The organism is Sphingobium scionense (genome assembly GCF_014197035.1).
In the GTDB taxonomy this organism is placed as follows: Bacteria; Pseudomonadota; Alphaproteobacteria; order Sphingomonadales; family Sphingomonadaceae; genus Sphingobium; species Sphingobium scionense.
On the sequence record NZ_JACIEU010000001.1, the window covers coordinates 292,449 to 318,156 of the forward strand.

Annotated in this window: 18 protein-coding genes; 10 read left to right on the forward strand and 8 right to left on the reverse strand. The window is 66.6% G+C overall.

Going from position 1 to position 25,708, the window contains the following annotated elements:
* The first annotated feature begins 117 nt into the window (after window positions 1-117).
* Window positions 118-2,130: a trifolitoxin synthesis, TfuA gene (locus GGQ90_RS01185; RefSeq protein WP_188080433.1), complete on the forward strand. Its 2,013-nt coding sequence runs from the start codon at window positions 118-120 to the stop codon at window positions 2,128-2,130.
* Here GGQ90_RS01185 and GGQ90_RS01190 read toward each other — a convergent pair.
* The 7 genes from GGQ90_RS01190 to GGQ90_RS01220 all read right to left on the reverse strand — a co-directional run bounded on the left by GGQ90_RS01190 (window position 2,117) and on the right by GGQ90_RS01220 (window position 9,638).
* On the reverse strand, window positions 2,117-2,809 hold the full coding sequence (locus tag GGQ90_RS01190) for a TfuA-like protein (protein WP_188080434.1): 693 nt from the start codon (window positions 2,807-2,809) through the stop codon (window positions 2,117-2,119). The genes GGQ90_RS01185 and GGQ90_RS01190 overlap by 14 nt on opposite strands.
* The gene (locus tag GGQ90_RS01195) at window positions 2,806-3,984 is read right to left on the reverse strand and encodes a YcaO-like family protein (protein WP_188080435.1); all 1,179 of its coding nucleotides are present in this window, start codon (window positions 3,982-3,984) and stop codon (window positions 2,806-2,808) included. The genes GGQ90_RS01190 and GGQ90_RS01195 overlap by 4 nt, the downstream gene beginning before the upstream one ends.
* Before the next feature lie 13 nt (window positions 3,985-3,997).
* Entirely contained in the window at window positions 3,998-4,267 is a 270-nt protein-coding gene (locus tag GGQ90_RS01200; protein WP_188080436.1) for a hypothetical protein, read from the reverse strand.
* Between the two features lie 106 nt (window positions 4,268-4,373).
* Window positions 4,374-4,688: a hypothetical protein gene (locus tag GGQ90_RS01205; RefSeq protein ID WP_188080437.1), complete on the reverse strand. Its 315-nt coding sequence runs from the start codon at window positions 4,686-4,688 to the stop codon at window positions 4,374-4,376.
* Between the two features lie 61 nt (window positions 4,689-4,749).
* The gene (locus GGQ90_RS01210; RefSeq protein WP_188080563.1) at window positions 4,750-6,939 is read right to left on the reverse strand and encodes a hypothetical protein; all 2,190 of its coding nucleotides are present in this window, start codon (window positions 6,937-6,939) and stop codon (window positions 4,750-4,752) included.
* 99 nt (window positions 6,940-7,038) lie between these two features.
* Window positions 7,039-8,364 carry a peptide MFS transporter gene (locus GGQ90_RS01215; protein ID WP_188080438.1) on the reverse strand — a complete coding sequence of 442 codons (1,326 nt, stop codon included), beginning with the start codon at window positions 8,362-8,364 and terminating at the stop codon, window positions 7,039-7,041.
* Window positions 8,361-9,638, reverse strand: a complete 1,278-nt coding sequence (locus GGQ90_RS01220) for a metal-dependent hydrolase family protein (protein ID WP_188080439.1) — start codon at window positions 9,636-9,638, stop codon at window positions 8,361-8,363. The genes GGQ90_RS01215 and GGQ90_RS01220 overlap by 4 nt, the downstream gene beginning before the upstream one ends.
* Before the next feature lie 66 nt (window positions 9,639-9,704).
* On the opposite strand from GGQ90_RS01220, the gene GGQ90_RS01225 reads away from it, so the two are divergent.
* From GGQ90_RS01225 to GGQ90_RS01265, 9 genes are all read left to right on the forward strand, one after another.
* Window positions 9,705-11,879, forward strand: coding sequence for a penicillin acylase family protein (locus tag GGQ90_RS01225; protein WP_188080440.1), 2,175 nt, complete (start codon window positions 9,705-9,707; stop codon window positions 11,877-11,879).
* 9 nt (window positions 11,880-11,888) lie between these two features.
* Window positions 11,889-13,253, forward strand: coding sequence for an amidohydrolase family protein (locus GGQ90_RS01230; RefSeq protein ID WP_188080564.1), 1,365 nt, complete (start codon window positions 11,889-11,891; stop codon window positions 13,251-13,253).
* Entirely contained in the window at window positions 13,250-14,374 is a 1,125-nt protein-coding gene (locus tag GGQ90_RS01235; RefSeq protein ID WP_188080441.1) for a dipeptidase, read from the forward strand. The genes GGQ90_RS01230 and GGQ90_RS01235 overlap by 4 nt, the downstream gene beginning before the upstream one ends.
* A 4-nt stretch (window positions 14,375-14,378) precedes the next feature.
* Window positions 14,379-15,251 carry an ROK family protein gene (locus GGQ90_RS01240; protein ID WP_188080442.1) on the forward strand — a complete coding sequence of 291 codons (873 nt, stop codon included), beginning with the start codon at window positions 14,379-14,381 and terminating at the stop codon, window positions 15,249-15,251.
* A gap of 11 nt (window positions 15,252-15,262) precedes the next feature.
* Window positions 15,263-16,735, forward strand: a complete 1,473-nt coding sequence (gene pdxR, locus GGQ90_RS01245; RefSeq protein WP_004208515.1) for a MocR-like pyridoxine biosynthesis transcription factor PdxR — start codon at window positions 15,263-15,265, stop codon at window positions 16,733-16,735.
* Window positions 16,736-16,802: 67 nt separating this feature from the next.
* Complete coding sequence (locus GGQ90_RS01250; RefSeq protein WP_188080443.1) at window positions 16,803-17,435, forward strand: FMN-binding negative transcriptional regulator; 633 nt, start codon at window positions 16,803-16,805, stop codon at window positions 17,433-17,435.
* On the forward strand, window positions 17,432-19,117 hold the full coding sequence (locus GGQ90_RS01255; protein ID WP_188080444.1) for an amidohydrolase: 1,686 nt from the start codon (window positions 17,432-17,434) through the stop codon (window positions 19,115-19,117). The genes GGQ90_RS01250 and GGQ90_RS01255 overlap by 4 nt, the downstream gene beginning before the upstream one ends.
* Window positions 19,118-19,181: 64 nt before the next feature.
* Window positions 19,182-21,425, forward strand: coding sequence for a TonB-dependent receptor (locus GGQ90_RS01260; protein WP_188080445.1), 2,244 nt, complete (start codon window positions 19,182-19,184; stop codon window positions 21,423-21,425).
* 103 nt (window positions 21,426-21,528) lie between these two features.
* Window positions 21,529-24,723 carry an amidohydrolase family protein gene (locus GGQ90_RS01265; protein WP_246428081.1) on the forward strand — a complete coding sequence of 1,065 codons (3,195 nt, stop codon included), beginning with the start codon at window positions 21,529-21,531 and terminating at the stop codon, window positions 24,721-24,723.
* Between the two features lie 6 nt (window positions 24,724-24,729).
* On the opposite strand, the gene GGQ90_RS01270 is transcribed toward GGQ90_RS01265, so the two are convergent.
* Window positions 24,730-25,626: a LysR substrate-binding domain-containing protein gene (locus GGQ90_RS01270; RefSeq protein WP_188080447.1), complete on the reverse strand. Its 897-nt coding sequence runs from the start codon at window positions 25,624-25,626 to the stop codon at window positions 24,730-24,732.
* Between the last annotated feature and the right edge of the window lie 82 nt (window positions 25,627-25,708).

A 25,708-nucleotide genomic window follows, 5' to 3' on the forward strand; every position in this document is an offset into this window, starting at 1 on the left:
GGCTATGGCCCTAGATCGTGACGCAGCCTAAACGGACCGTCGCCCTGTTCAGCAAGCTGTGTTAGGGCGAATTGACGGGCGGCCCGGCACTACAGGTCGCCAACAATAAAGGGCGCAATGGTGATACGGGTTGGCGAGCTTCGGTTTCGCTTACGATTGCTCGGCGATTTTCGGCTGATCGACGAGGCGGACGGACGCGACCATAGCCCGCGCAGCCGCAAGGCCTGTGCGTTGCTCGCCCATCTTGCGCTGGAACCCGACCGCCGCGCCAGCCGCGACCGACTGGTCGGCCTGTTGTGGAGCGATCGGGGCGAGGTTCAGGCCCGCGCCAGCCTGCGCCAGGCACTGACCGATCTGCGCACGCATCCGGCCGCCCCGCTCATCCAAATCGAACGGCGCGACCTTCGTCTGGCAGAGGGCGGCTTTTCCAGCGATCTGGGCGAGATACTCGCCTGCGCCGCCGCCAACGATCTTGCCGAGCTGGCCCGCATCCTCGACGGCGCGGGCAGCGCGATACTGGACGGGCTGGAGGGGCTGGATCGCAGCTTCGACGACTGGCTGATGATCGAGCGGCAGCGCTGGCGCGAGCGTATCGTCCAGGATGTGCTGCACGCCGTGGAGCGCAATGGCTCGGACGATCTGCTCGACCTGCGCCGGACGATCCTGACCCAGTTGCAGCGGCTCGACACCGGCGATGAACGGATCGCCCGGCTCGGCATGGCGCTCGACCAGAAGGCCGGCGACCATGTCGCGCTCCACCGCCGCTACCGCCAGTTGGAGACCGGGCTGCAACGCGATCTGGATGCCCGCGTCTCGCCCGACACCGAAAGACTACTGCGCGAACTGACGACGGTCGGATCGGTCATCGCCGCCGCCCCGCGCGCGACCGCCATCGCCGCGATGCCGCAAGCCGATGTCGAACCGCCGATCCTGGTGATCGCCCCGTTCACCCTGATCGGCGATGGCGGGCCGGACGGCGCCCTGCTCACCAGCATCTGCCATGACGATCTGCAGACCGCCCTGGGCGGCATGCGGGACCTGCGCATCCTGTCGGTCGATGCCCCGTCCACCGAGCGGATGAAGGCGGCCGCCTCCGGCTCCCTCGCCAGCTATGCGCTGGACGGGTCGGTCCGCGCCGACGGCGATGGCTGGCGCATCAATCTGCGCATGACGCGGATCGACAGCGGCTTCCTGGTCTGGACACGCCAGTTGACCGTGCGGCAAGGCGAATTGCTCGCCGCGATTGACGATCTGGTCGCCCGGATCGCCGGCGCCATCCTGCCCGTGGTCGAACGCGATGTCGGCAAGCTGATGGAAGGACGCGTGCCCAGCGGGTCGGACGCCTATCCGCTCTATTTCACCGCCCGCGCCAAGATATTGGCTGCCGCCAGCCTGGTCGACGTGCAGGAAGGTGCCGACCTGCTGGAGCGCGCGATCCTGCTGGAGCCGCGCCTGACCAACGCCTATCTGCAACTGGCGCGCCTCTACAACACCGATTTCATGCAGTTGATGGCGGGCCATGATGCCGCGCCATTACGCGCGCGCGCCTTCGATCTCTGCACCCGCGCGGTCGCGCTGGAACCCACCCATGGCGGCGTGCAGTCGCGCCTCGCCTGGTGCTATCTGCGGCGCGGCGACATGAAACAGGCGATGCAGGGTTTCATGACCGCGCTCGACCTGACGCCCTTTCACGCCGACGGCATCAACGAGATCGGCTTCGGCCTCGTCCATCTGGGCGAACTGAAGGAAGCGCAGCGCCTGATCGCCCGTGCCTTCGAGCTGAACCCCTTCCCATCGGACGAATATTTTTCCGATCTCGCGGTGCTCTATGCCCTGTCGGGGGAGCATGAAGCGGCGGAAACCCAGTTCGAGATCGGCCGCAACCGATCGATCCACTATCTGGCGGTACGGGGCGCCAATCTGGGCATGCTGGGCGGCGCGAAGCGGGCCGCCCCGGTGATCGACGAACTGCGCCAGCGTTTCGCCAGCCTGTGGCAGGGCGATGCCCCGGCCCGCGACGTGGATCTGGTCGACACCATGATCCAGTTCCTGCCGCTGCAAGGTCCGGCCGAGCGCGACCTGTTCCTGACCGGGCTGGAACAGGCCGGATTGCGCATCACGCCGCGCTGATCTCCGCGCGCAGGCTGCGCAGGAAGAAGCTTTGCGGCGGCGGCGCGACATGCGGCGCGACCACCGGTCCCGCAATCGTCCGCAGCAACAGCTCCGCATCCGCGCGCTTGAGGCTCAACCGCTGATCGACCGGTGGCAGATTGCGCCCCGTCGCCTGCCGGAAGGTTTCGCCAATCAGCGCCCAGCTACGATCGCGGAAATTCATCCGCCGCGCCAGCCGCAGCAGCAGGGCACGATCGCCTGCCTCCATCTCCGCCTGCTCGATCGCATGTTCGGCATCGACCAGCGCCAGCGTCAGCGCGCGATGGCGCAGTTCTGCCGGCGCATGACTGACCATCACCGCATCGTCCCGCTCGATCTGCCCAGCCGTGTAAGCCTGCGCGATCGCCCCGATGCCCACCATGCCGAACGGCGCCAGTTCCGCCGCGCGCAAAGCGCCCAGGCTCGCCGCGCCATAGACGGCGATCCCCTCGGCCATCACCTGGATGATTTCCTTGTGCCAGACCGATGGCGTGGTTTCGAATAGCCCGTCGACCAGGCCGATCGCGGCCGGCCGTTCGATCGCCGCGCGCAGCATGTCGCCGCGCCGCGCAGGTCCGCGCAGGTCGACGCCATCGGGCAAGGCCATCGCGCAACCGCCCAGGCTCGGCCCGGCAAAGACGATCGCATGCCTGCTCATGCCGGCTCCATCGCCGCTTGCGTCGCGCCTGTGCGCGATGGCCGGTCATGATCGCCAAAGGCCGGCACCAGCAGCTTCACCACGTCGATGCCGAGGTCGGGCCGGGTCAGGTCATGACATAGGACCGGCCCTGCCCCCACCCTCGCACAGCTATCGAGCAGCCAGGCCAGGTCATCCTCCGCCCCGTCATGGGCAACGGAGGGCACCGCCGACCAGGGTCGGGTTGCCGGCACGAAATCGAGCATCGCCAGCAGAAAACCCTGCCGCTGCTGCCCGGCATCGCGATAGCGCGCCGGATCGATATCGTCGCGCGCGCCGGCGATCAGCGCGGCACGGGTCTGCGCCGCCTCGCAAATGGCGCGGGCGAGCGCGACACCGGCATCGGGATGGCATCCCGCCCCCATCGCCGGCGGCAACTGCACGCTGCGGGCCGCGCCGCGTTCGGTGATGGCGCAGCCGATCACGGCCGCACCGATCGGACCGGTCATGTCCCACAAGGACAGCGACAGACCCGCGCGCCGCACCCGCGCGATCAGGCTGCGCCCCAGTCGGTCGGTGACACTGTCCAGATCGATCGCACTCGCCCGGCGGGCGCGTAGCCCCCGTTCCAGCCAGCGGGCATGATCCTCCCGCTCGATCAGTTCGCACAGCGCCGAACAGCGCGCCTCGGCCGGCGTATTGCCGGATGCCAGCCCATTGCTGTTGGGCCACAGATCGGGTTCGGCCGGCACGGTGAAGTCCATCGTCACCAGCCCATGGGGTATCCGCGTCGCCCGCCCGCTCAGCAGGTCGACAGCTTCGACCCAGCCACGCGGTCGGACGGGATCGAAGGCTACGCCCTGCTTGTCGGCCCGCGCCATCTGGCTCCAGAGCCGGGCTTCCCCGGCATCGGCCACGCCATGGCTACTGGCAACGCAGGTTTCGGCATGATGCAGTTCGATCGCTTCCATAAGGGCAGAGACGCGGGCGGCATCGGGCGTGGCGCCCTTGCCCTGCGAAACGGACAGCGACAGTGACAGGGGACGGACCGCCTGGAATACGGGGATGCCGATGCGATCCAGACCGGTCACATCGGCAAGCCGCGTGACACCCAGCGCACGGGCCACAGGCGTGATCCGTGCGAGAGTGTCGGCAGGACGGCGGGAGCGATGCGCCCCGCGCCGGAACATCTTCATGGCGCGATCGGCCTCAGGCGAAGTCGGCCTTGCCCGACCCGATCTCGGCAAAATAGGCACGGGTGGCGCGCTGCTGCCCCGGCAGGGCGACCGCGTCCAGAACCGGGCCTTCGGTGAACAGGCCGGCCACGCCGGCAATCGCCGCCTTGGCATCATCGCTGACATCATCGGCGGCCAGATAATGGACCTGCTCGACAAAGGCATAGCCAACGACCTTGGCCGGATCGGCCGGATCGGTCAGCTTGATGACATAATTTGCGTCGGTGTCGTAGGATTCAGCCATATATACCCCCACAGTTCGTGATGGATCAAAAGTAGGTTGCGGGACCGTAATGACAAGCAGGGCGAGGACAATAAGGGAAAACCCTATCAACGCCGCACGGAGCGCGTCAGACATAAGCGAAGGGCTCGACCGAGCGCTTCACATACATGGCCTTGCCGTTCGGGCTGACCGACACGCCCCAATAGCATGCCTCGCCCATCCCCGGTTCGATCGAGATGCGCACATCCTTGCTCGGCAGTTCGACCTGCACCGGATCATTACCGGCCGGCAGGTTGAGTTCCAGCGTATGGGCAACGCCGATCTTGGCGCGGGTCTTCACATGGTCCAGCCAATGCACCAGCCGATCGCCGATCGAGATGCGGACGCTGTCGTCCTTGAATCCCTGTTCGAGTGCGATCGTGATTTTGCGAAATTCCGACATTGTTGGTCCCCTTTCGGAATGATGGGGCGCACCGCCACGACAGGCGATGCGCCTGCATGGATCAGATACTGAGGCCGTTCGCCTTGACGGCCAGCATGCGCTGCATGTCCTGGCCCAGGTTGAAGCCGCCAATGACATCGCCTGCCCGCACCGCGTCGAAGCCCAGCCCCGCCTGGCGCAGCACCGAGGCCACTCCGCCATCCAGCGCACGGGCGAGCTTGCCCGCCTCGCGCAGGAAACGGGTATGGCCAACGGCATTGACGGCGGCATCGGCGCTGCCCTCGGTCGCGATCGCCAGCAGGTGGCGCGCCTCCTTCAGATCGGCGTCATAGACTTCGATCCGGCGGGCGGCCGCAGCAGGCGTTTCGCCGGGCCGCGCCCGCTCATCCACCTGCAGCAGCTTATATTCGTCGGCCAATGGTCCGGCGAGCGCGATCGCCGCCTGGCGCGCGACGGGATGCTGGCGCATCCGCGTGGCGGCCCGCAGCGCATCGACCGCCGATCCAACCCCGCGCGTGCCGTTGACGGCCAGCACCTGGCCGACTTCCGGCGTGAAGATATCCTGCGCCAGCCGCTCTTCCTCGCGGCTCTCGGGCGGATCGACCTTGACCTCCAACGCGTTGGAGATGACCGCCCGGCCATCGACGACCAGCATTGCCTGGATAGTGTAGCGGCCCGGTTCGGCCATGTCCCAGCCATTGCGGCCGGCGCCGACCAGCACGCTGTCATACAGCGCCTCCCCCTGGCCCAGGATGATCTCCAGGCTCTCGCCGCAATGGCGCGAATAGGGCGACCATTGGCGCGCGGGCCGGCCATCCTTGCTGATGATCAGGGTCAGCCCCGCGCGCTCGGACAGGCGCGCCGCCGATGCCAGCTTGGGCCGTCCGCTTCGGTTGACCAATGCCATCTCGACCACCGGCGGCAACAGATAGGGCAGACGATTATCGCGGGCATTGACCGACAGGGTGAGGCCGAACTCCTCATTGGAGTCCATCGCCACCTGCGAAAATCCATGCTGGTCGAACCAGTCGGCATTGCCCATCTGCACGAAGCGTTCGGGCGCATGGCGCATGAACAGCAGTTCCGGATCGGAAAAGCGGAAGTCGAAATCGGCAAAGAAGGCCGCCTGACCACCTGCCACCGCATAGGGATAGTTCATGAAGCTGCGCGCTTCGGGATCGTCGGCCAACGGAATCCAGGGCGTACCCAGCGCCTTCTGCCAGCTATGCGCCAGGTTGAAGGCGTGGCCGACCTCATGCGCCGCCGTCCAGAAGCGCATCCGCCGCACCCAGGCGTCGGGATCGGCATCGCCCGCCGGCGGATTGGCGATGAAGGCGTCGGTGAAGATCGCCGTACCCTGGCGATGGTTCGACCCGATATCGTCGAACATGATGCCGCCCAAGCTGCTGCCCTGCACATGGAGCGAGGCGAACAATACCCACAACGACCACTGCGGCTTATCCGTGAAGCGCGACCAGTAAATCTGCATCGCATCATGCATTTCCTGGTCGGTCCAGCGCTGGTCGGCGCCGGCCGCATCCAGTGGAATGGCGCCGCCGCCGGACGCGTTGCCGACGTTGAAGCCCGCCCGCCGATAGACGGTATCCAGGCTCAGCGTCTCGCTGGCCATGGTCGCGGGATGATTGGGATGATCGTGCGTGCCGATTTCCGTCACGCGGGTCGCGCCAGCCACCGTGTCATATTCGAACTCGGCCGGACGGAAGCTCGAAGAGCTGAAAATATAGGTGCGCACGAAGCTAGCCGCGCCACCGCCGGTGAAGGTCGCCTCGACCTTGCGCTGGGCGGCGAGCAGGCTCTTCGTCACCTTGAGGCTGATCTGGGTATGGGGGATGGCGCCGACCTGGCCATCCTTGAACCAGATCTGGCCGCTATAATGATTGGCCCCGGTCCGGGTCAGTGCGGCAACCCAACTGACCACCGGCCCCAGCGGGCCGGCGCGCGTGCCGCTGACCGTCATCTGCGGATAGCGGCCGTCGACGTCGAGCCGCAATTCCTCGCGCGTGTAGAGCGTCAGCGCATTGATATCGTCGTCGAAGCGATCGACCGCACCGGGCAGCGCGCGCGGCATCGGGAAGCGCGGCGAGCGCACGAAATTATAGCGGCCGCTCGCCTGCACCAGCAGCGGCAGATGCCGCACCGGCCGCAGCTTGGGGTCGATGTCGAAACCGGCCATGTCGGTATCGAGCGCGCTGTCGCCGTCAAAATCGGCGGGATCGAAATCGGCAGTCATCATTCCCTCCTGTCGGCGCGCGTCGGATGCCCGCGCTCGCAGGATCGGGAATGGCATGGCCAGTGTGAGGCCAGGCGTCGGTCGAACGTGAAAAAAGCGTCAATCCGACCGGAAAACCGCTTTCCGTAACGTCAATATCAGGAAAATCGCGCCGCATCCCGCAGCGATCCCGGCATGTAGCAGCCAGAAGGACGGGGCCGGCATGCGGGCGTAGAAGCCCCCCACCCAGCCGACCAGAACATTGCCCAGGAAGAAGACGAGATAATAGAGGCCGATCGCCAGCCCGGCCTGACACGGCGGCGCGGCGCGAGTAAACAGCGCCAGGCTGACCGGTAATATATGGGCAAAGCCGATGCCGTTGAGCAGATGGAAGGCAATCGCCCAGCCCAGCCCCGTCCTGCCGTCTGCCCCCGCCAGCGCCGATCCCAGCGCCAGACAGAGCATGCCCCCGGTCGCAAAGAGCGACCCGATCGTCAGCTTGGCAAGATCGCCGGGTTCCGGCCGGTGGCGCGCATAAAGGCGATAAAGGAAGGGCAGACCGGCAAGGATGGCGAGGCCCAGCCCCGCATCGAGGGTGATGAGCCAGCTGGTCGGCACGCGCAGCCCGCCCAACGTCAGCTCAAGATGCGCGTCGCCCCAGATCAGATAGGCGTTGAATATCTGGTTGTTGGGCAGCAGCGCGACCGCCAGCAGCGGGATCAGCAGCACGATGCCCAGCAGACCGCGCAGATCCTGCCGGGTCATGGCCCGGCGCCCCTGCAATCTTGGCCTGCGCTCATCAGCCGGCAGATGCTCGCGCCCGACGAGGTAGATGATCGTGGCAATCGCCATGCCGACGCCGGCGACGGCAAAGCCGATATGCCAGCCGCGCGTTTCCGCCAGCGTACCGATCACCAGCGGCGCGGCGATCAGGCCGATATTGATGCCCAGATAATAAAGCTGGAACGCGCCGTCGCGACGCGGGTCATCATGGCCATAGAGCGCGCCGATCTGGCTGGCGAGATTGCCCTTGAACAGGCCACTGCCCAGCACCAGCAAGCCTAGCGCCGGCAGGAAGGCGGCCTGGACCGCCATCAGGAAATGCCCCGCCATCATCGTCAGCGCACCCAGCAGCACCGTGCGATGCCGTCCCAGCAGCCGGTCGGCGACCAGCCCGCCCAGGATCGGCGTCACATAGACGCTGGCAAAATAGGTGCCGACAATGGCGGAGGCGAGCGGCTGGCCATCCAGCTCGCCATAGAGTTGGCGAAAGGCATCGAAGAAAAGCAGCCCGTCGGCTTGTCCGGGCTGTAGCAGATGCTTGACCAGATCGAGGGCCAGCAGCGACTGCATGCCATAATAGGAGAAACGCTCCCACGCTTCGGTGAACAGCAGATAGGCCAGGCCCCGCGGATGGCCCAGGAACGCGCGATCGCCCTGGCTCATCGCTGCGCGCCCGACCCCTTGTAGATGACGCCGTCCTTCATCACGAAGCCGACTTGGCGCAGCGCGCCGATGCTCCGCGTCGGATCGCCCTGGACGGCGACCAGATCGGCGAGCAGGCCCGGCTTCACCGCGCCCAGCCGGTCGGCGATGCCGAACAGTGCCGCATTGCCGCTGGTCGCCGCGACCAGCACGTCGCGGGGCGCCATGCCGGCGGCGGCCATCAGCTCCGCCTCGCGCGCATTGTCGCCATGCGCGAACACGCCGACATCGCCGCCCAGGCAGAGGGCGACACCCGCCGCCCGCGCGCGATCCAGCGCCTGGCGCGCCTGCGTCACCGCCGCCGGGGCCGGTTCCGCCCCGGTCCAGCCACGATAGCGCGCGGTGGCGTCGGATGCTGCCAGGGTCGGGCAATAGCCGACACCATGCGCCTTCATCAGCGCGAAGGTCGCGGCGCTGCCCTCATAGCCATGCTCAATCGTGTCGACCCCGGCCAGGATCGCGCGGCGCATCCCCTCATCAGTGACGGCATGGGCCGCAACCTTGCGCCCGGCGCTGTGTGCCACCTCCACTGCCGCCGTCATTTCCGCCTGGGTGAAGGTCGGGCGGCTCGGCTCGCCCTTGCCCCAGCGATAATCGGCATAGAGCTTCACGACATCGGCGCCGGCCGCGATCTGTCGCCGCACCGCCGTCACCAGATCGGGGCCGCCGGCTTCCTCCGCGCCCAGTGGCACGGCGACGCCCGGCTCGAACCCACGCGGGCCATAGGCGCCCGGTGCCACCAGCGCCCGCGTTGCCACCAGCATGCGCGGCCCGGCGATGATGCCCTGCTCGATCGCCTGCTTGAGGCCGACATCGGCATAGCCCGCCCCTTCGGTGCCCAGATCGCGCACCGTGGTAAAGCCCGCCATCAGCGTCGCCCGCGCCGACACCGTGGCCCGCACCGTGCGCAGCGCCAGCGGCTCGTGCAGCACCTGATCGTCCCAGCTCGTCTCGTTATAGGGATGCAGGAACAGGTGAGAATGGCCCTCGATCAGGCCGGGGAGCAGGGTCTTGCCGGGCAAGTCGATGACGGTCGCCCCAGCGGGCACCGCGATCCCCGGTCCGGCCGCCTCGATCCGGTTGCCACGCACCAGCACCGCCCATCCGCGATGCGACGCCGCGCCGTCGAACACCGCATCGGGGCGCAGCAGATAGAGCGTCGGCGCGGCCTCCTTCGCTCCGGCCGGCATCGGCGCAACGAACAGAAAGGCCAGCAGGATCAAAAGCCTGTGCATCGATATCATCCCCCTTGACGGGTGGCTGCTTGCGCCGTCCCGCCCCCTTCATTACTCCCCCTCTCTATGACGAAATTCCTGCCGCGCGCCACCTCCCTTGCGGGGGCATTGGTCGCTCTTGCCGCCTGCCCTGCCCTCGCCCAATCGCCGACCGCGCTCTCGCCGGCCAGGGTCACCATCACCCGCGACCAGTGGGGCATCGCCCATGTCCATGGCGCGACCGACGCCGACGCCGTGTTCGGCATGGTCTATGCCCAGGCGGAAGACGACTTCAACCGGATCGAGACCAATTATCTGGTCAATCTTGGCCGCCTTGCCGAAGCTGAGGGCGAGAAGGCGATCTGGCAGGATCTGCGCCAGCGCCTGTTCATCGATCCCGCCCGGCTGCAGGCCGACTATGCCCGCAGCCCGGCCTGGCTCAAGAAACTGATGCAGGCCTGGGCCGATGGCCTGAATTATTATCTCTCCACCCATCCGATGGTGAAGCCGCGCGTCATCACCCGGTTCGAGCCATGGATGGCATTGAGCTTCACCGAAGGCAGCATCGGCGGCGATATCGAGCGGGTGCCGCTGACCCAGCTACAGGCATTTTACGAGAAGAAGCCGGTGGCGCTGACCATGCTGGAACAGGGCCTTGCCTATCGCGAGCCGCAGGGATCCAACGGCTTCGCCATCGCGCCGTCCCGGACGGAAGGCGGCCATGCCCTGCTGATGATCAACCCGCACACCAGCTTCTTCTTCCGATCCGAACTGCAGATGAGCAGCGACGAGGGGCTGGACGCCTATGGCGCGGTCACCTGGGGCCAGTTCTTCATCTATCAGGGCTTCAACCGCCATATCGGCTGGATGCACACGTCGAGCGGCATCGACAATGTCGACGAATTTGCCGAAACGAACGTGCCGCAGGGCGATCGCCTCTTCTACCGCTATGGCAAGGAATTGCGCCCGGTCACCGAAAAGACCATCGCCATTTCCTACCGCACGCCAGATGGCAAGCTCGCCCAGCGCGCCTTCACCGGCTACTCCACCCATCATGGCCCGATCGTGCGGACCGAGGGCGACAAGTGGATCGCCTTCGCGCTGATGAACAAGCCGGTGCCGGCGCTGGAGCAAAGCTATCTGCGCACCAAGACCAGCGATTATGCGAGCTTCCTCAAGGTCGCGGAGAATAAGGCGAACAGCAGCAACAACACGCTGCTGGCCGACGACAAGGGCGAGATCGCCTATCTGCACCCGCAATTCGTGCCGATCCGCGACGATCGCTTCGACTATACGAAGCCCGTGGACGGCAGCGACCCGGCGACCGACTGGCGCGGCCTGCACGAGTTGTCGAGCCTGCCCCAGGCGGTAAACCCCAAAGGCGGCTGGGCGATGAACACCAATAACTGGCCGTGGACGGCGGCGGGCGCGGATAGCCCCAAGAGCGAGGCCTTTCCCCGCTACATGGATCAGGCCGGCGAAAATCCGCGCGGCCCCCATGCGCAGATCGTGCTGTCGGCCAATGAGCATTTCACCCTCGATAGCCTGATCGGCGCGGCCTATGATCCCTATCTGACCGGCTTCGCCCGGCTGGTTCCGGGCCTGATCGCGGCACAGGACAGAGCGCAGGATGGGGCGCCCGATCCGGCGCTGGCCGATGCGGTGCAGAGCCTGCGCGGCTGGGACTATAAATGGAGCCTGACCTCGACCCAGACCTCGCTCGCCGTCTTCTGGGGCGAGGCGCTGTGGAAGGCGGTGGCGCCGGCCGCGAAGGAAGCGGGCCTGTCCACCATCGACTATATGGCGACCCGCGCGAGCGACGCGCAGAAACTGGCGGCACTGCGCGAGGCGGTCGAGCGGCTGACTGCCGATTTCGGCAGCATCGCCGTGCCCTGGGGCGAGATCAACCGCTACCAGCGCAATGACGGCGCGATCGTCCAGACGTTCGACGATGCCAAGCCCAGCACCCCCATCCCCTTCGCCTCGTCGCAATGGGGATCGCTCGCGGCGTTCGGCGCGGCGCGCTATCCGGGGACGAAGCGCTATTATGGCACGAAGGGCAACAGCTTCGTCGCGGCGGTCGAATTCGGGCCGAAGGTCGTCGCCCGCGCCGTCAGCGCCGGCGGTGAGAGCGGCGATCCCCACTCGCCCCATTTCGCCGATCAAGTCGATCTCTATGCCAAGGGCGATCTGCGCCCGGTCTATTTCTACCCCGAAGACATAAAGGCCCATGCCGTGCGCACCTATCGGCCCGGCGAATAAGGATAGATGATGCACACCGCCCGCCTTGCCGCCCTGATCGTCTGCACCCTGCCCTTCGCCGCCTTCGCCCAGCCGCCCAAGCCAGTCGAGGAAGCGGTGCTCTATAGCGGCGCCACCATCATCGACGGCACCGGCGCGGCGCCGCGCGGCAATCAGGACATGCTGGTGCGCGGCGATCGGATCGTCGCGCTGGCGCCGCATGGCAGCCTGCCCGCCGCCGATGTCGCGGGCGCGCGGCAGGTCGATCTGGCCGACCGCTATGTCATCCCCGGCCTGATCGACAGCCATGTCCATATGGCGACCCCGCCCAACGCGGTGCAGGCCAAGGCGATGCTGCGCCGCAATCTCTATGGCGGGGTGACGGCGGTGCGCGACATGGCCGACGATCTGCGCTCGGTCGGCGAATTAGCGCGCGAGGCGCGCATGGCGGAGATCGCCGCACCCGACATCTATTATGCCGCGATCATGGCCGGCCGGCCCTTCTTCGCCGACCCGCGCGTTGCCGCCGCCAGCCAGGGGGTGACGCCGGGCACCGCGCCCTGGATGCAGGCGATCGACGACAGGACCGACCTCAAGGAAGCCATCACCCTGGCGCGCGGCACATCGGCCAGCGCGATCAAGGTCTATGCCGACCTGACCCCGCGCCAGGTCAAGGCGGTAACCGCCGCCGCCCATCGCCAGCATATGCTGGTCTGGGCGCATAGTTCGGTCTTCCCCACCCGCCCGGCCGATGTGATCGCCGCCGGACCGGACGCGATCAGCCATGTCTGCTATCTCGCCTATCAGCGCGAGCCGGTGATGCTCGCCGCCTATGAGGACCGGACGCCGGTACATGAAAATCTGCTGGCGCCGGGCGATGATGATCCGGTGATGGCCGACCTGTTCCGCGCGATGCGCAAGCAAGGCACGATCCTCGACGCGACCGGCGCGCTGTTCGTGAAGTTCGAAGCCAAGCGCAAGGCCGACCCCAAGGCGAAGCCGCTGCGCTGCACCGGTGATCTCACCACCCGCCTCACCCGTCAGGCGTGGAAGATGGGCGTCCCCATCTCCACCGGCACCGATTTCGTCGGCGAGGTCGAGGATCAGTGGCCCGCCGTCCATGAGGAGCTGCTCTTCCTCGCCCGCAATGTCGGCATGCCCCCGGTCGAGGTGATCCGGTCTGCCACGCTGGTCGGCGCGCAGGCGGCGGGACAGGCCAAGGATATGGGGTCGATCGAACCGGGCAAGCTTGCCAATTTCGTGGTGCTGAAGCGCGATCCGGTCGCCGACATCGCCAATATCCAGACGATCGAGACGGTGGTGAAGCGCGGCAAAGCCTATGCCCGCACCGCCTATGTGCCGGTGACCAAGGAAGCAATGGGGGACGACGAATGAAGCTGGATCGGCGCAATTTCATGGGAGTATCGGCCGCGATGCTGGCCGCCGGCAGTGCCCGCGCCGCAGGCGTGGAGACCGATCCGATCAAGGACATGATCGTCATCAATGCGCTGGGCGGCCTGGGCGACCCCAACCAGCCGGCCGGCTCCCTCGTTCCGCAATTCAGCCCGCGCGTGCTGGCCGAAGCCCATGCGTCGGGCGTGACGGCGGTCAACATCACCATCGGCTATGTCTCCGGATCGGACGACCCATTCGTCCAGAGCGTGCGCGAAGTTGCGGAGACCGATGCACAGGTGCGCGCCAACAGCCGCGACCTCATCAAGATCCTGACCGCCGCCGACATCCGCCGCGCCAAAGCGGAGGGCAAGGTCGGCCTGATCTACGGCTTCCAGAATGGCGCGATGATGGGCCAGGACGCCAGCCAGGTCGAGATTTTTGCCAATCTCGGCGTGCGCATCTTCCAGCTGACCTATAATCCCGCCAACCAGTTGGGTGACGGATCGATGGCGCCGGGCAATCGCGGCCTCACCCCGTTCGGCCGCGAGGTCGTCGCGCGCTGCAATGCGCAGCGGGTGATGGTCGACCTGTCGCACAGCGGCGAGCAGACCTGCCTGGAGGCGGCGCGCATTTCCAAACAGCCGATCTCGATCAACCATACCGGCTGCCGCGCGGTCACCAACCTGCCCCGCAACAAGACCGACGCGGAATTGAAGCTGGTCGCCGATCGCGGTGGCTTCATCGGCATCTATTTCATGCCCTTCCTTGATATGTCGGGCCATGCCCGCGCCGAACATGTCGTCGCCCATATCGACCATGCGGTGAAGCTGTGCGGCGAGGATCATGTCGGCATCGGCACCGACGGCACGGTGACGCAGATCGACGACCTCAAGGCCTATGAGGCGGTGCTGGCCAAGGAAATCGCCGCGCGCCAGGCCGCAGGCATCAGCGCCAAGGGCGAACGGCCCGACACCTATCCCTTCGTCGTCGACCTGCGCGGGCCGGACCAGTTCCGCAAGCTCGTCGGGCTGCTGCGCGCCAAGGGCTATTCGACGGCCCGGATCGAGAAGATATTGGGCGGCAATTTCCTGGCCTATGCCGAGACGATCTGGGGAGCATGAGCCGATGCTGGCAGGCGTAGAACTGGGCGGCACCAAATGCATCTGCATCCTGGGCACCGGACCGGACGATATCCAGGCGCAGGTGGAAATTCCGACCACCACGCCCGCCGAGACCCTGTCCGCGGTGGCCGCGACATTGGCCGGATGGGATTTCGCCGCGCTGGGCCTTGGCAGCTTCGGACCGCTTGATCTTGATCCGGCGTCGGCCAGTTTCGGCTCGATCGTCAGCACGCCCAAGCCGGGCTGGAACGGGACCGACATCACCCACCTCGCGGCCGGACGGCCCTTCATGGTCGATACCGATGTCAATGGCGCGGCGCTGGCCGAGGGGCGCTGGGGCGCGGCGCAGGGATTGACCAGTTGGGCCTATGTCACGGTCGGCACCGGCATCGGCGTGGGCAGCATCGTGTCCGGCATGCCCGTGCGCGGACTGGGCCATAGCGAGGCCGGGCACATGCGCGTGCCGCGCGCCGCCGGTGACGATTTTGCAGGCAATTGCCCCTTCCATCGCGATTGCCTGGAGGGACTGGCCAATGGTCCCGCGATCGAGGCGCGGACCGGCCAGCGCGGACGCGACGTGTCCGCTGATGATCCACAATGGTCGTTCGTCGCCCACGCACTGGCGGCGATGTGCCATAATCTGGCGCTGACCAGCCTGCCCCAGCGTATCCTGATCGGCGGTGGGGTCGCCATGGGCCAGCCGCAGTTGATGCCCCTGATCCGCGATGGACTGACCGCCAGCCTGGCGGCCTATGGCGCGGCTGCGACGATCGCATCGATGGACGACTATGTCGCCCACCCGGCATTGGGCGACCGCGCCGGGCCGCTCGGGACGATCGCCCTTGCCGACATGGCCCTGGCTGCATCGCGCCGCTGATCGCCACGCGGATGCTGCGCCCCTGGACCCTGCCGCTCAAGGAACGGGTGCGGATCGCGCCGGACAGTCCCCGCTACATGCAGATCGCCCATGGCCTGATCCACGAGATCGAACGCGGCCGGCTGCTGCCCGGCGAGTTCCTGCCGAGCAGCCGGGAACTGGCCGCCGCGCTGGAGGTCAATCGCAAGACCATCGTCACCGCCTATGAGGAACTGATCGCGCAGGGCTGGCTGGTGAGCGCGGGCACGCGCGGCACCATCGTGTCGACCTCCCTGCCCAGCAGCGACGATGCCCCTGCCCCGCCGATCGCGCCCGACACCCGCCAGCCGGACGAGACCGAATATCCGTTCCTGGCCGCGCCCGATCGACTGATCGCCATTCCGGCGGGCAAATGGCGCAAGCTGGACGAGGGCGTTGCCGACGGGCGCCTGTTTCCCGCCGACCTGCTCGCCCGCGCCTATCGCAAGGCGGCGGAGGGGGCGTCGCGCGCCAATGCGCTCCACTATCGTGATCCGCGCGGGTCGCCACGACTGCGGCAGGAGATCGCCAGCATGTTGCGGCGCCAGCGCGGGCTGATGGTCGGGGCGGAAAATATCTGCATCACCCGCGGCAGCCAGATGGGCGTGTTCCTGACCGCGCGCATCCTGATCCGGCCGGGCGACGCGGTGCTGGTCGAGCGGCTGACCTATGAGCCGGCGGTCGCCGCCTTCCGCGCCTGCGGCGCCAAGATCGTCACCGTCGGGCTGGATGAGGACGGGGTCGATGTCGCCGATGTCGAACGCGCCTGCCGCAAGCATCGGGTTCGCGCCATCTTCGTGACGCCGCATCACCAGTTCCCGACCACCGTGTCGATGCGGCCCGAGCGGCGGCTGCGCCTGCTGGAACTGGCGCGGCAATTCGCCTTCGCGATCATCGAGGATGATTATGACCATGAATTCCACTTCGGCGCGCAGCCGCTGCTGCCGATGGCGAGCTACGCTCCGGCGCGGGTGATCTATGCCGGGTCGATGTCCAAGCTGCTCGTGCCGGCACTGCGCATCGGCTATATCGCCGCCGCGCCCAAAGTCGTCGACGCGCTGGCCTATCAGATCTCGCTGATCGACGGCATGGGCAATACCGTGACGGAGGAGGCCGCCGCCGAACTGCTGGAAAGCGGCGAGGTGCGGCGCCATGTGCGCAAGACGGCGCAGATCTACGCCCGGCGGCGCGATGCCTTCGCCCGCAATCTTGACAGCGAAATGGACAGGCTGATCGACTATCGCCTGCCCGATGGCGGCCTCGCCTTCTGGTTGCAGTTCAAGGACATGGCCGCACTTGATCGGCTGGAGGCACGGGCACCCGAGATCGGCCTCAGCTTCGCCTCCTCGCACAGCTACGCGGCCGAGGAGGGGACGGAGCGGGGCCTGCGCATAGGCTTTGCCAGCCTGACCGAGGAGGAGGCGAAAGAGGTGTTGCAGGCGCTGCGCCGCTGCGCCGAACCCTGATCTTACTTGGACCCCTTCACTTTCCTGAATTGGATGTTTCGGAAGGGTCCAATGCCGGCGCAGTGTCATGCATATGAAATATGCGCCCCGCTCCCCGGACGACATCGTCACCCTGATCGGCGACCATCCGCTCTGCTGGATCGTCTCCCATGGCGAGGCCGGCTTCGGCGCGACGCCGCTGCCGCTGCTGGCCGAATGCGACGCGGACGGTGCGCTGGTGTCGCTGCTGGGCCATTTCGCCCTGTCCAACCCGCAAGTGGCGCAACTGCGCGCGGCGCCCCGCGCCACCGTGCTGGTGAACGGGCCGCAGGGCTATATCTCGCCCGAAATGCAGTCGAACCCGACATGGGTGCCGACCTGGAACTATGCGATGGCGGTGCTGACCGTCGATGTCGAGCTGTTGCCCGAGGCGACGCGCGAGTCGATCGAGACGCTGACCGACCGGATGGAGGCTGGCCGTGCCGCCCCCTGGCATATCGACGATGCCGGCCCGCGACTGGAGCCGATGATGAAGCATATCATCGGCTTTCGCGCCCATGTCCGCGCGATCGACGGCCGGTTCAAGCTGGGCCGCGACGAAAGCCGCCAGGGCATCAACGAGATTGTCGGCAGCCTGGCCCCTGGCGGGCTGCGCGACTGGATGCGGATCTACAATGAGGACCGGCTGGACGAGACCAGCCACGAGGGAGCAGAGCAATGATGTTCAGCCGACGCGAAATGCTGGCCGGCGGCGCCACTGGCCTCGCCGGATTGACGCTGGGAAGCAGCCTGTGGGCCAGGGCGCAGATGCTCGATACCGCCTATGTCAACGCGACGGTCTGGACCGGCGAAGGCATGCCGGTGCAGCGGTCTGCGATCGGCATTGCCGGCGGACGCATCGCCGCGATCGGCGCAGCGGCGGTCAAGGGGCAGTCGGGCAAGACCACGCGCATCATCGATCTGGGCGGCGCCTTCGTCATGCCCGGCTTCACAGACGCGCACACCCATTTCCTCACCGGCTCCTATCTGCTGAGCCAGCCCAATCTGCGCGAGGCGAAGAGTCCGCAGGAATTTGCCCGCGTCGTCGGCGAGGCCGCCAAGGCACTGAAGCCCGGCCAATGGCTGCAAGGCGGCAGCTGGGACGCGGAACTATGGGGCGGCGAATTGCCCGATCGCAGCTGGATGGACCCGGTGACGCCCAACACCCCGGTCGCGGTGCAGCGGCTGGACCTGCACATGCTGGCGCTCAATTCGCTGGCGCTGAAACTGGCCGGGATCGACCGCAACACGCCCGATGTGCCCGGCGGCATGATCGTGCGCGACAAGGATGGCAACCCGACCGGCATCCTGAAGGATGCGGCGATGGACTTGGTCAAGCGCGCCATCCCCGCGCCGACCGACGCCGACAAGGAGGATGCCGCGCGCCGGGGCATCGCCCATGGCCTGTCCAGGGGCGTGGTCCAGGTCCACACCACCGAACTGGACTGGATCACCCATGACACGCTGCGACGCCTGCGTTCCAAAGGCGAGACCGACATGCGCTTCTATTCCTTCGTGCCGTTGCAGGACTGGGCGAAGCTCAAGGCGCTGATCGAGGCCGAAGGTCGCGGCGACGACTGGGTCCGCTGGGGCGGGCTGAAGCTGCAATATGACGGATCGCTGGGGTCGCGCACGGCGATGTTCTATCGCCCCTATGACGACGCGCCCGATAATAGCGGCTTCCCGATCCACAAGCGTGCCGATGTCCAGCAATGGACCAACGACGCGGATGCGGCGGGCCTGCAGATCACCATCCACGGCATCGGCGACAAGGCGAATGACGAGGCGCTGGACATCTTTGCGGCCACCGCCGCGAAGAATGGCAGGCGCGACCGCCGTTTCCGTATCGAACATGCCCAGCATCTGGCGCCGGCCGCGATCCCGCGCTTCGCCCGGCAGCAGGTCATCGCATCGGTCCAGCCCTATCATGCGATCGACGACGGACGCTGGGCGATCCAGCGGGTCGGCGCCGAGCGGCTGAAGGGCACCTATGCGTTCAAGTCGCTGCTCGACGCGGGGGCGAAGGTCGCCTTCGGGTCGGACTGGCCGGTGGCGCCGCTCGATCCGCTGACCGGGGTCGCCGCCGCCGTGCTGCGCCAGACGATCGACGGCGCCAACCCCGGCGGCTGGCTGCCCGAGCAGAAGATCAGCATGCTCCAGGCGCTGCACGCCTATACCGCGACCAACGCCTTTGCCGGTTTCAGCGACGACCGGATGGGCCTGCTGAAGCCCGGCATGCTGGCCGATTTCGCGGTGCTGGACGCCGATCTGTTCGCGATCGATCCGGCCAGGATCGGCGCGACCAAGGTGCTGCGCACGATCGTCGGCGGTCGCCAGCGCTTTGGCGAAGGGAGCGACATCTAACAACAGAGCAAGGGAGAAAGCCGGCCGGAACAAGGTCGGTTCTCACATCATAAGGGGAATGACAATGAACAGACTGACGCATCTCAAGACTGTGAGTTTCACCGCCATGGCGGCCGCGACCATCTTGTCCGGCACCGCCCTTGCCCAGGCCCCGGCCGCCAGCGACAGCGAGACGATCATCGTCACCGCCGGCAAGCGCGACGAGGATATCCGCCAGGTCGCCCTGCCGATCAGCGCCGTCACCGGCGAGCAGCTCAAGAAGATGAACGCCAACAGCCTGTCGGACTATATCGTCCGCCTGCCCGGCGTCGTGTTCAACGATTACCAGCCCGGCATTTCCGAAGTCGTGATCCGCGGCGTCGCCGCCACCACCTATCATGAGCAGGGCCAGACCACGGTCGGCTATTATCTCAACGAAGTGCCGGTGGTGGAGCCGGGCTTCCCGATCGGCATCCCCGACGTCGACACGTTCGACCTGCAGCGCGTCGAAGTGCTGCGCGGTCCGCAGGGCACGCTGTTCGGCTCCTCGACGCTGGGCGGCCTCGTCAACTATGTCGCCAATGTCGCCGATCCGTCCAAGGTCGACGCCGCCGCATCGGGCCTGGTTGGCACCACCAAGAATGCCTCGGGCGAACTCAACTATGCCGCCAAGGCGATGATCAACATCCCGCTGGTCGCCGACCAGCTGGCGCTGCGCCTGGTCGCGCTGCAGCGGTCGGACGCGGGCTACCTCGACAATCCCGGCATCGGCGTGAACGGCTCCAACGATTATCGCACCCGCGGCCTGCGCGGATCGATCGTCGCCAATCTGGGTGAGACGACCAAGGTCACCTATCTGTCGAGCTGGCAGGACAGCAAGCTGGACGACCAGACCTATCTCGACCTGGGCAACCCCTATGTCCGCGACCTGCCGCGCGCCGAAACCCAGAAGACGAAATTCTGGATGAACAGCCTGCGGCTGGACCAGGAAGTCAGCGACATCGCCAACCTGACCGTGCTGGGGTCGATCACCAAGAAGACCAACACCACTATCTTTTCCTACCCCTATGCCTATGTGACCGGCGTCACCACCGGCGACGGCGCGGCCTATTCGCTGGGCGAGGCCGACGCGCTCATCAAGACGGTGGAGGCGCGCCTCGCCTCGGCCGGCGACGGTCCGTTCAAATGGCTGGTCGGCGTCAGCTATTTGCAGGCCAAGAAGAACAGCTATGACCAGATCTTCCAGGCCGGTGCCGCCGACTATATCGACGCCAATCCCGACCTGTTCGGTGGCTATTCCGGTGCGCAACTGACGCCGGGCGACCGCCTCTATGGCTATTTCACCAAGAGCACGAACGAGGATTTTGGCGTGTTCGGCGAACTGTCCTACAAGCCGGTGGAGCAGATCGAGATCACGCTGGGCGGTCGCTATTATGACACCACCGCCAAGGCCGACGTACTGAACCAGGCGGGTGCGCTGGGCGGTTATGAAGGCGGCTATACGCCGACCGACAGCAGCGGGAGCGTCAACCAGAAGGAAGACGGCTTCCTGCCCAAGGCGACGATCGCCTGGCGTCCGTCCAAGGACGTCATGGTCTATGCCACCTATTCGCAGGGTTATCGCGTCGGCGGCATCAACCCCAATGCCGGCCTGCTGCCCAGCATTCCGGAAGCCTATGAGAGCGACAAGGTCAAGAATTACGAAATCGGCGTGAAGGCGCAGACGCCCGACGGCCGCTTCGCCATCGACCTGACCGGCTTCCACCTCGACTGGAACAATATCCAGGCGCGTCTCTTCGGTCCGGGGCCGTCCTATTATTCCTATGTCGTCAATGCCGGCGGCGCGCGCGTCAATGGCGTGGAATTTTCCGGCACGGTGAACGTCAACAAGATCGTCCACTTCACCAGCAACGTCACCTGGCAGGATGCGGAGCTGACCGAATTCCTGCCCTATCCGTTCGACGTTGCGGGGCTGGGCGGCTATGCCAAGGGCACGACGCTGCCGGGTTCGTCCAAATGGTCGATCGCCAATAATCTGACGCTCAGCTTCGCCGATGTGACCGGCGCGCCCAGCTTCGACATCGCCCATCGCTACCTCTCGTCGGCGCCGACCAGCTTCGACGATGTCTCGCGCCGTGGCGATTTCAACGTGTTCGACCTGCGCGCCTCGGTCAGCCTGGGCGAGAAGGTCCGGCTGATGGCCTTCGCCAACAATGTGTTCGACAAATATGGCGTGCTGAACGCCCCGTTCGCGAACGATGCGGCGACGCCGCAGGGCTCGATCATCCGGCCGCGCACCATCGGCCTGCGCGCCGACTGGAGCCTCTAACGCCTTGAAGAACAGGGCCGCATCCGCAAGGTTGCGGCCCCGTTCCCTATCTGCCTTCCTAGCTTCTGACCGAAAGGCCGCAATGCGTTCTCTTGCCTCCCTGATGCTGGGTGCGTCCCTGCTTTGTGCCCATCCCGCGCTGGCGCAGGACAAGAGCGGGCTGAGCCTGACGCCCACCCGGACGCTGCGCTATGACGCGCATGAGGCAACCTGGATGCAGCCGGACATGTCGCCCGATGGCCGGACGATCCTGTTCGACCTGCTGGGCGACATTTATGCGCTCGACGCGGGCGGCGGCACGGCGCGGCCGCTGCTGACCGGCATGGCGTTCGAGCGCAATCCGGTCTTCTCCCCCGACGGCAAGCAGTTCGCCTTCCTCTCCGACCGGTCGGGCGTCACCAATCTCTGGATCGCCAATGTCGACGGCACTGGCCTCAAGCAGCTGTCGCAGGACCAGTCGCTCGCCATCTATGCCTCGCCCGCCTGGTCGCCCGATGGCCGCCATGTCTATGTCTCGCGCACGGTCCATTCGATCCTGGCGTTCGAGCTGTTCCTGTATGACCGTGACGGCGGCAGCGGCATCCAGATCACCAAGGCGGGATCGCCCGACAATTGGGACGCGAAGATGAATGCCATGGGCGCGGTCGCGACGCCCGACGGCCGCACTCTCTATTATGCGACCAAGCGCGGCCATACCTGGACCGAGAATGACCTGCCCAACTGGTCGATCGCGCGCCGCGACCTCAAGACCGGGCAGGACGAGACGATCATCCAGTCGGCCGGCGGAGCGATGCGCCCGGCGCTGTCCCACGACGGCAAGCTGCTCGCCTATGCCAGCCGAAGCACCGCGAATGGGGGTCAGAAGGACGGACTGCGCCTGCGCAATCTGGAGACCGGCGAGGACAAATGGATCGCCTTTCCGATCGACCGGGACGGTCAGGATGGCGGCTATTATGCCGACCTGCTGCCGCGCTTCAGCTTCATGTCGGGCGACAAGGCGATGCTGATCAGCATCGGCGGCGGGATCAAGCGGCTCGACATCGCATCGGGCAGGATCAGCGACATCCCCTTCACCGCCCCGGTGCAACTGGGCCTCGGCCCGCTGACCCGCGTGCGGCAGACGGAAGAGACCGGGCCGGTGCGCGTCCGCGTGGTGCAGGCACCGCGCCAGTCGCCCGACGGCGGCAGCGTCGCCTTCACCGCTCTGGGCGGTCTGTATGTCCAGAAATTGACAGCGAACATGACACCCAAAAGGCTGGTCGCGGCCGATGCCTTCCAGCCGAGCTGGTCGCCCGACGGCAAGAGCATCGCCTATGTCAGCTGGACCGCCAAGGATGGCGGCCATGTCTGGACGATCCCGGCTACGGGCGGCACGCCGCGCCGGCTGACCCAGTTCCCGGCCTATTACAGCCAGCCCGTCTTCACCCCCGACGGCAAGGGCGTGGTGGCGCTGCGCGCGAACCAATATGACCGGCTGCGCACCGCGTCGGAGATCGATCCCGCGCGCCCGACCGACATCATCCACATGCCCGCCGGCGGTGGCACAGCACGGCTGATCACCCATGCCATGGGGGCGCGCCAGCCGCAGTTCGGCAGCGAAAGTGACACCCTCTATTTCTACGGCGCCGGCGGCCTGTCCTCGGTGCCATTGGCGGGCGGCGATCCACAGCCGCTGCTGCGCGTGCTCGCCCATGGCCTGGGCCAATATTTCCCCGGCCCGGCGCCGGTCGAGGATGTGCGGATCAGCCCGGACGGCAGCCGCGCGCTCATCAAGTCGTTCAGCCAGGCCTATCTGGTCGATATCCCGCCCGCCAATGGCGACGAACCGGCGACCGTCAATCTCGACACGCCGGCGGTGGCGCGGCGCAAGCTGACACGGGTCGGCGCCGATTTCATCGACTGGGCCGACAAGGGCGCGACCATCACCTGGTCGGTCGGATCGACCTTCCGCCGCTTGCCGACCGATCAGGCATTGAACGGAGCACCGGGCGCGGCCGAGACGGTGGCGCAGAGCTTCGCCCTGCCGGTCGAGCTGCCGCGCGATGTGCCGCAGGGCAGCGTCGTGCTGCGCGGCGCGACCGTCATGCCGATGGCGGGCGGGCAGGATGTGATCCGCAATGCCGACATCGTCATCACCGACAATCGCATCGTCGCGGTCGGCGCCAGTGGGTCGGTCGCCGTGCCGCAGGGCGCGACGATCCGCGATGTCGGCGGCAAATATATCGTTCCCGGCTTCGTCGACACCCATGCCCATTGGTTCGAGATACGACGCGGAATCCAGGAACGCGGCCATTGGGACTTTGCCGCGAACTTCGCCTTCGGTGTCACCTCCGCGCTCGACCCTCAGCCCTTCACCACCGACATCTTCGCCTATCAGGACATGATCGATGCCGGCATGATGCGGGGACCGCGCGCCTGGTCGACCGGGCCGGGTGTGTTCGTGAATGCGGAAATCCACAGCAAGCAGGATGCGGTGGACGTCCTCACCCGCTATCGCGACCATTATCGCACCCGGAACATCAAGAGCTACATGATCGGCGACCGCGCCCAGCGCCAGTTCATGGTCGAGGCGGCGGCGGAACTGGGCATGATGCCCACGACCGAGGGCGCGAGCGACATGGTGCTGAACCTGACGCACGCGATCGACGGCTTTTCCGGCAATGAACACAGCATCCCGGTGTCGCCGCTGCGCGAGGATATCGTCCGCCTGTTCGCGCAGAGCCGCACCAGCTACACGCCGACCATCCTGGTCGCCTATGGCACCACCCCGGCGCTGTTCGACTTCATCATCAACAAGCGGCCGCAGGATGATGCGAAATGGACCCATTTCGTGCCGGCCGGGATCGTCAGCGACAAGCTGCGCAACCGCCACTGGATGCCGCCCGAGGCGCAGAGCTGGCAGCAGATCGCGGCCGATGCGGTGAAGATCCAGCGCGCCGGCGGCCTCGTCGGCCTGGGCAGCCATGGCGAGATTCAGGGGCTGGGCTATCAGTGGGAGTTACAGGCCTTCGCTGCCGGTGGGGCGACGCCGATGGAGGCGCTGAAGGCCGCGACGATCGGGTCGGCCGAGGTGATCGGCCATAGCGACGATGTCGGTAGCCTGGAGCCGGGCAAGTTTGCCGACCTGCTGATCCTGGACGCCGACCCGCTGGCCGACATCGCCAATGCGCAGAAGATCGGCGCGGTGATGAAGAATGGCCGGATTTACGATCCCGCGACGCTGGATGAAATCTGGCCGACGCCCGCCAGGCTGGCCGAACCCTGGTTCGCGCAGGATGGTGCCACCCCGACGCCCTGAGCCATGTCAGCGCGCCGGGCTATCCTCCAGCACGGTCGCGCGAAACGCCTCGGCCGGCGGCGACAGGGTGCGGTGATGGATCAACCATAGCGAACTGGTGACGGGCGAGGTGAAGCGGCGGTTGACGACATTGTCGACATGCAGCCGCGCCATCGACCGCGCGATCACGGTCGGGCCGAAACCGGCGGAGACAAGGCCCAGCAAGGTCGCCAGGCTGCGCGCCTCATGCGCGATCCGCGGCACGAAGCCCGCCGCCTCGCACTGGGCGAAGAAATGTTCGGTAAAGCCCGCGCCATTGGGCGCGCCATAAAGAACCAGCGGCTCGCCGGCGAGATCAGTGATGCTGGGATCGTCTTTGCGCAGCGCCAGCGGATGATCATCGCGCAGCGCCAGCAGCATGTCCTCGGTCAACAGGCAGTGCGACACCATGTCCTCGGGCAGGACCGGCGGCAGGAAGTCGCGCACCAGGCCGATGTCGAGCTGATGGTTGCGGACATTCTCGATCTGCTCGTCGCGCCCCTGTTCGCGCAGGATGAGTTCGACCTGCGGATAGGTCTGGCGAAAGCGATAGAGGGCGCTGGCGATCTGCGGCACGAATGGGCCGGAGGCGGTGAAGCCCAGGCCCAGATGGCCGATCTCGCCGCGCTGCGCCCGGCGTGCGGTCTGGCTGGCGCGATCCGCCTGCACCAATGTCGCCCGCGCCTCCGGCTCGAACAGCCGTCCCGCTTCGGTCAGCCGCACGCGGCGGCTGGTGCGGTCGAACAGGCGCACGCCCAGTTCCTCCTCCAGCGCCCTGATCTGCTGGCTGAGCGGCGGTTGCGATATGCCAAGCCGCAACGCGGCCCGGCCGAAATGCATTTCCTCGGCAACGGTCAGGAAATAGCGGAGATGGCGAAGATCCATTGATCCATTCGTCTAAAATATCAATCATGCCATATTATATATTAGACGCAGAATGTCCAAGGGCGCATGGCCCATCGCGGAT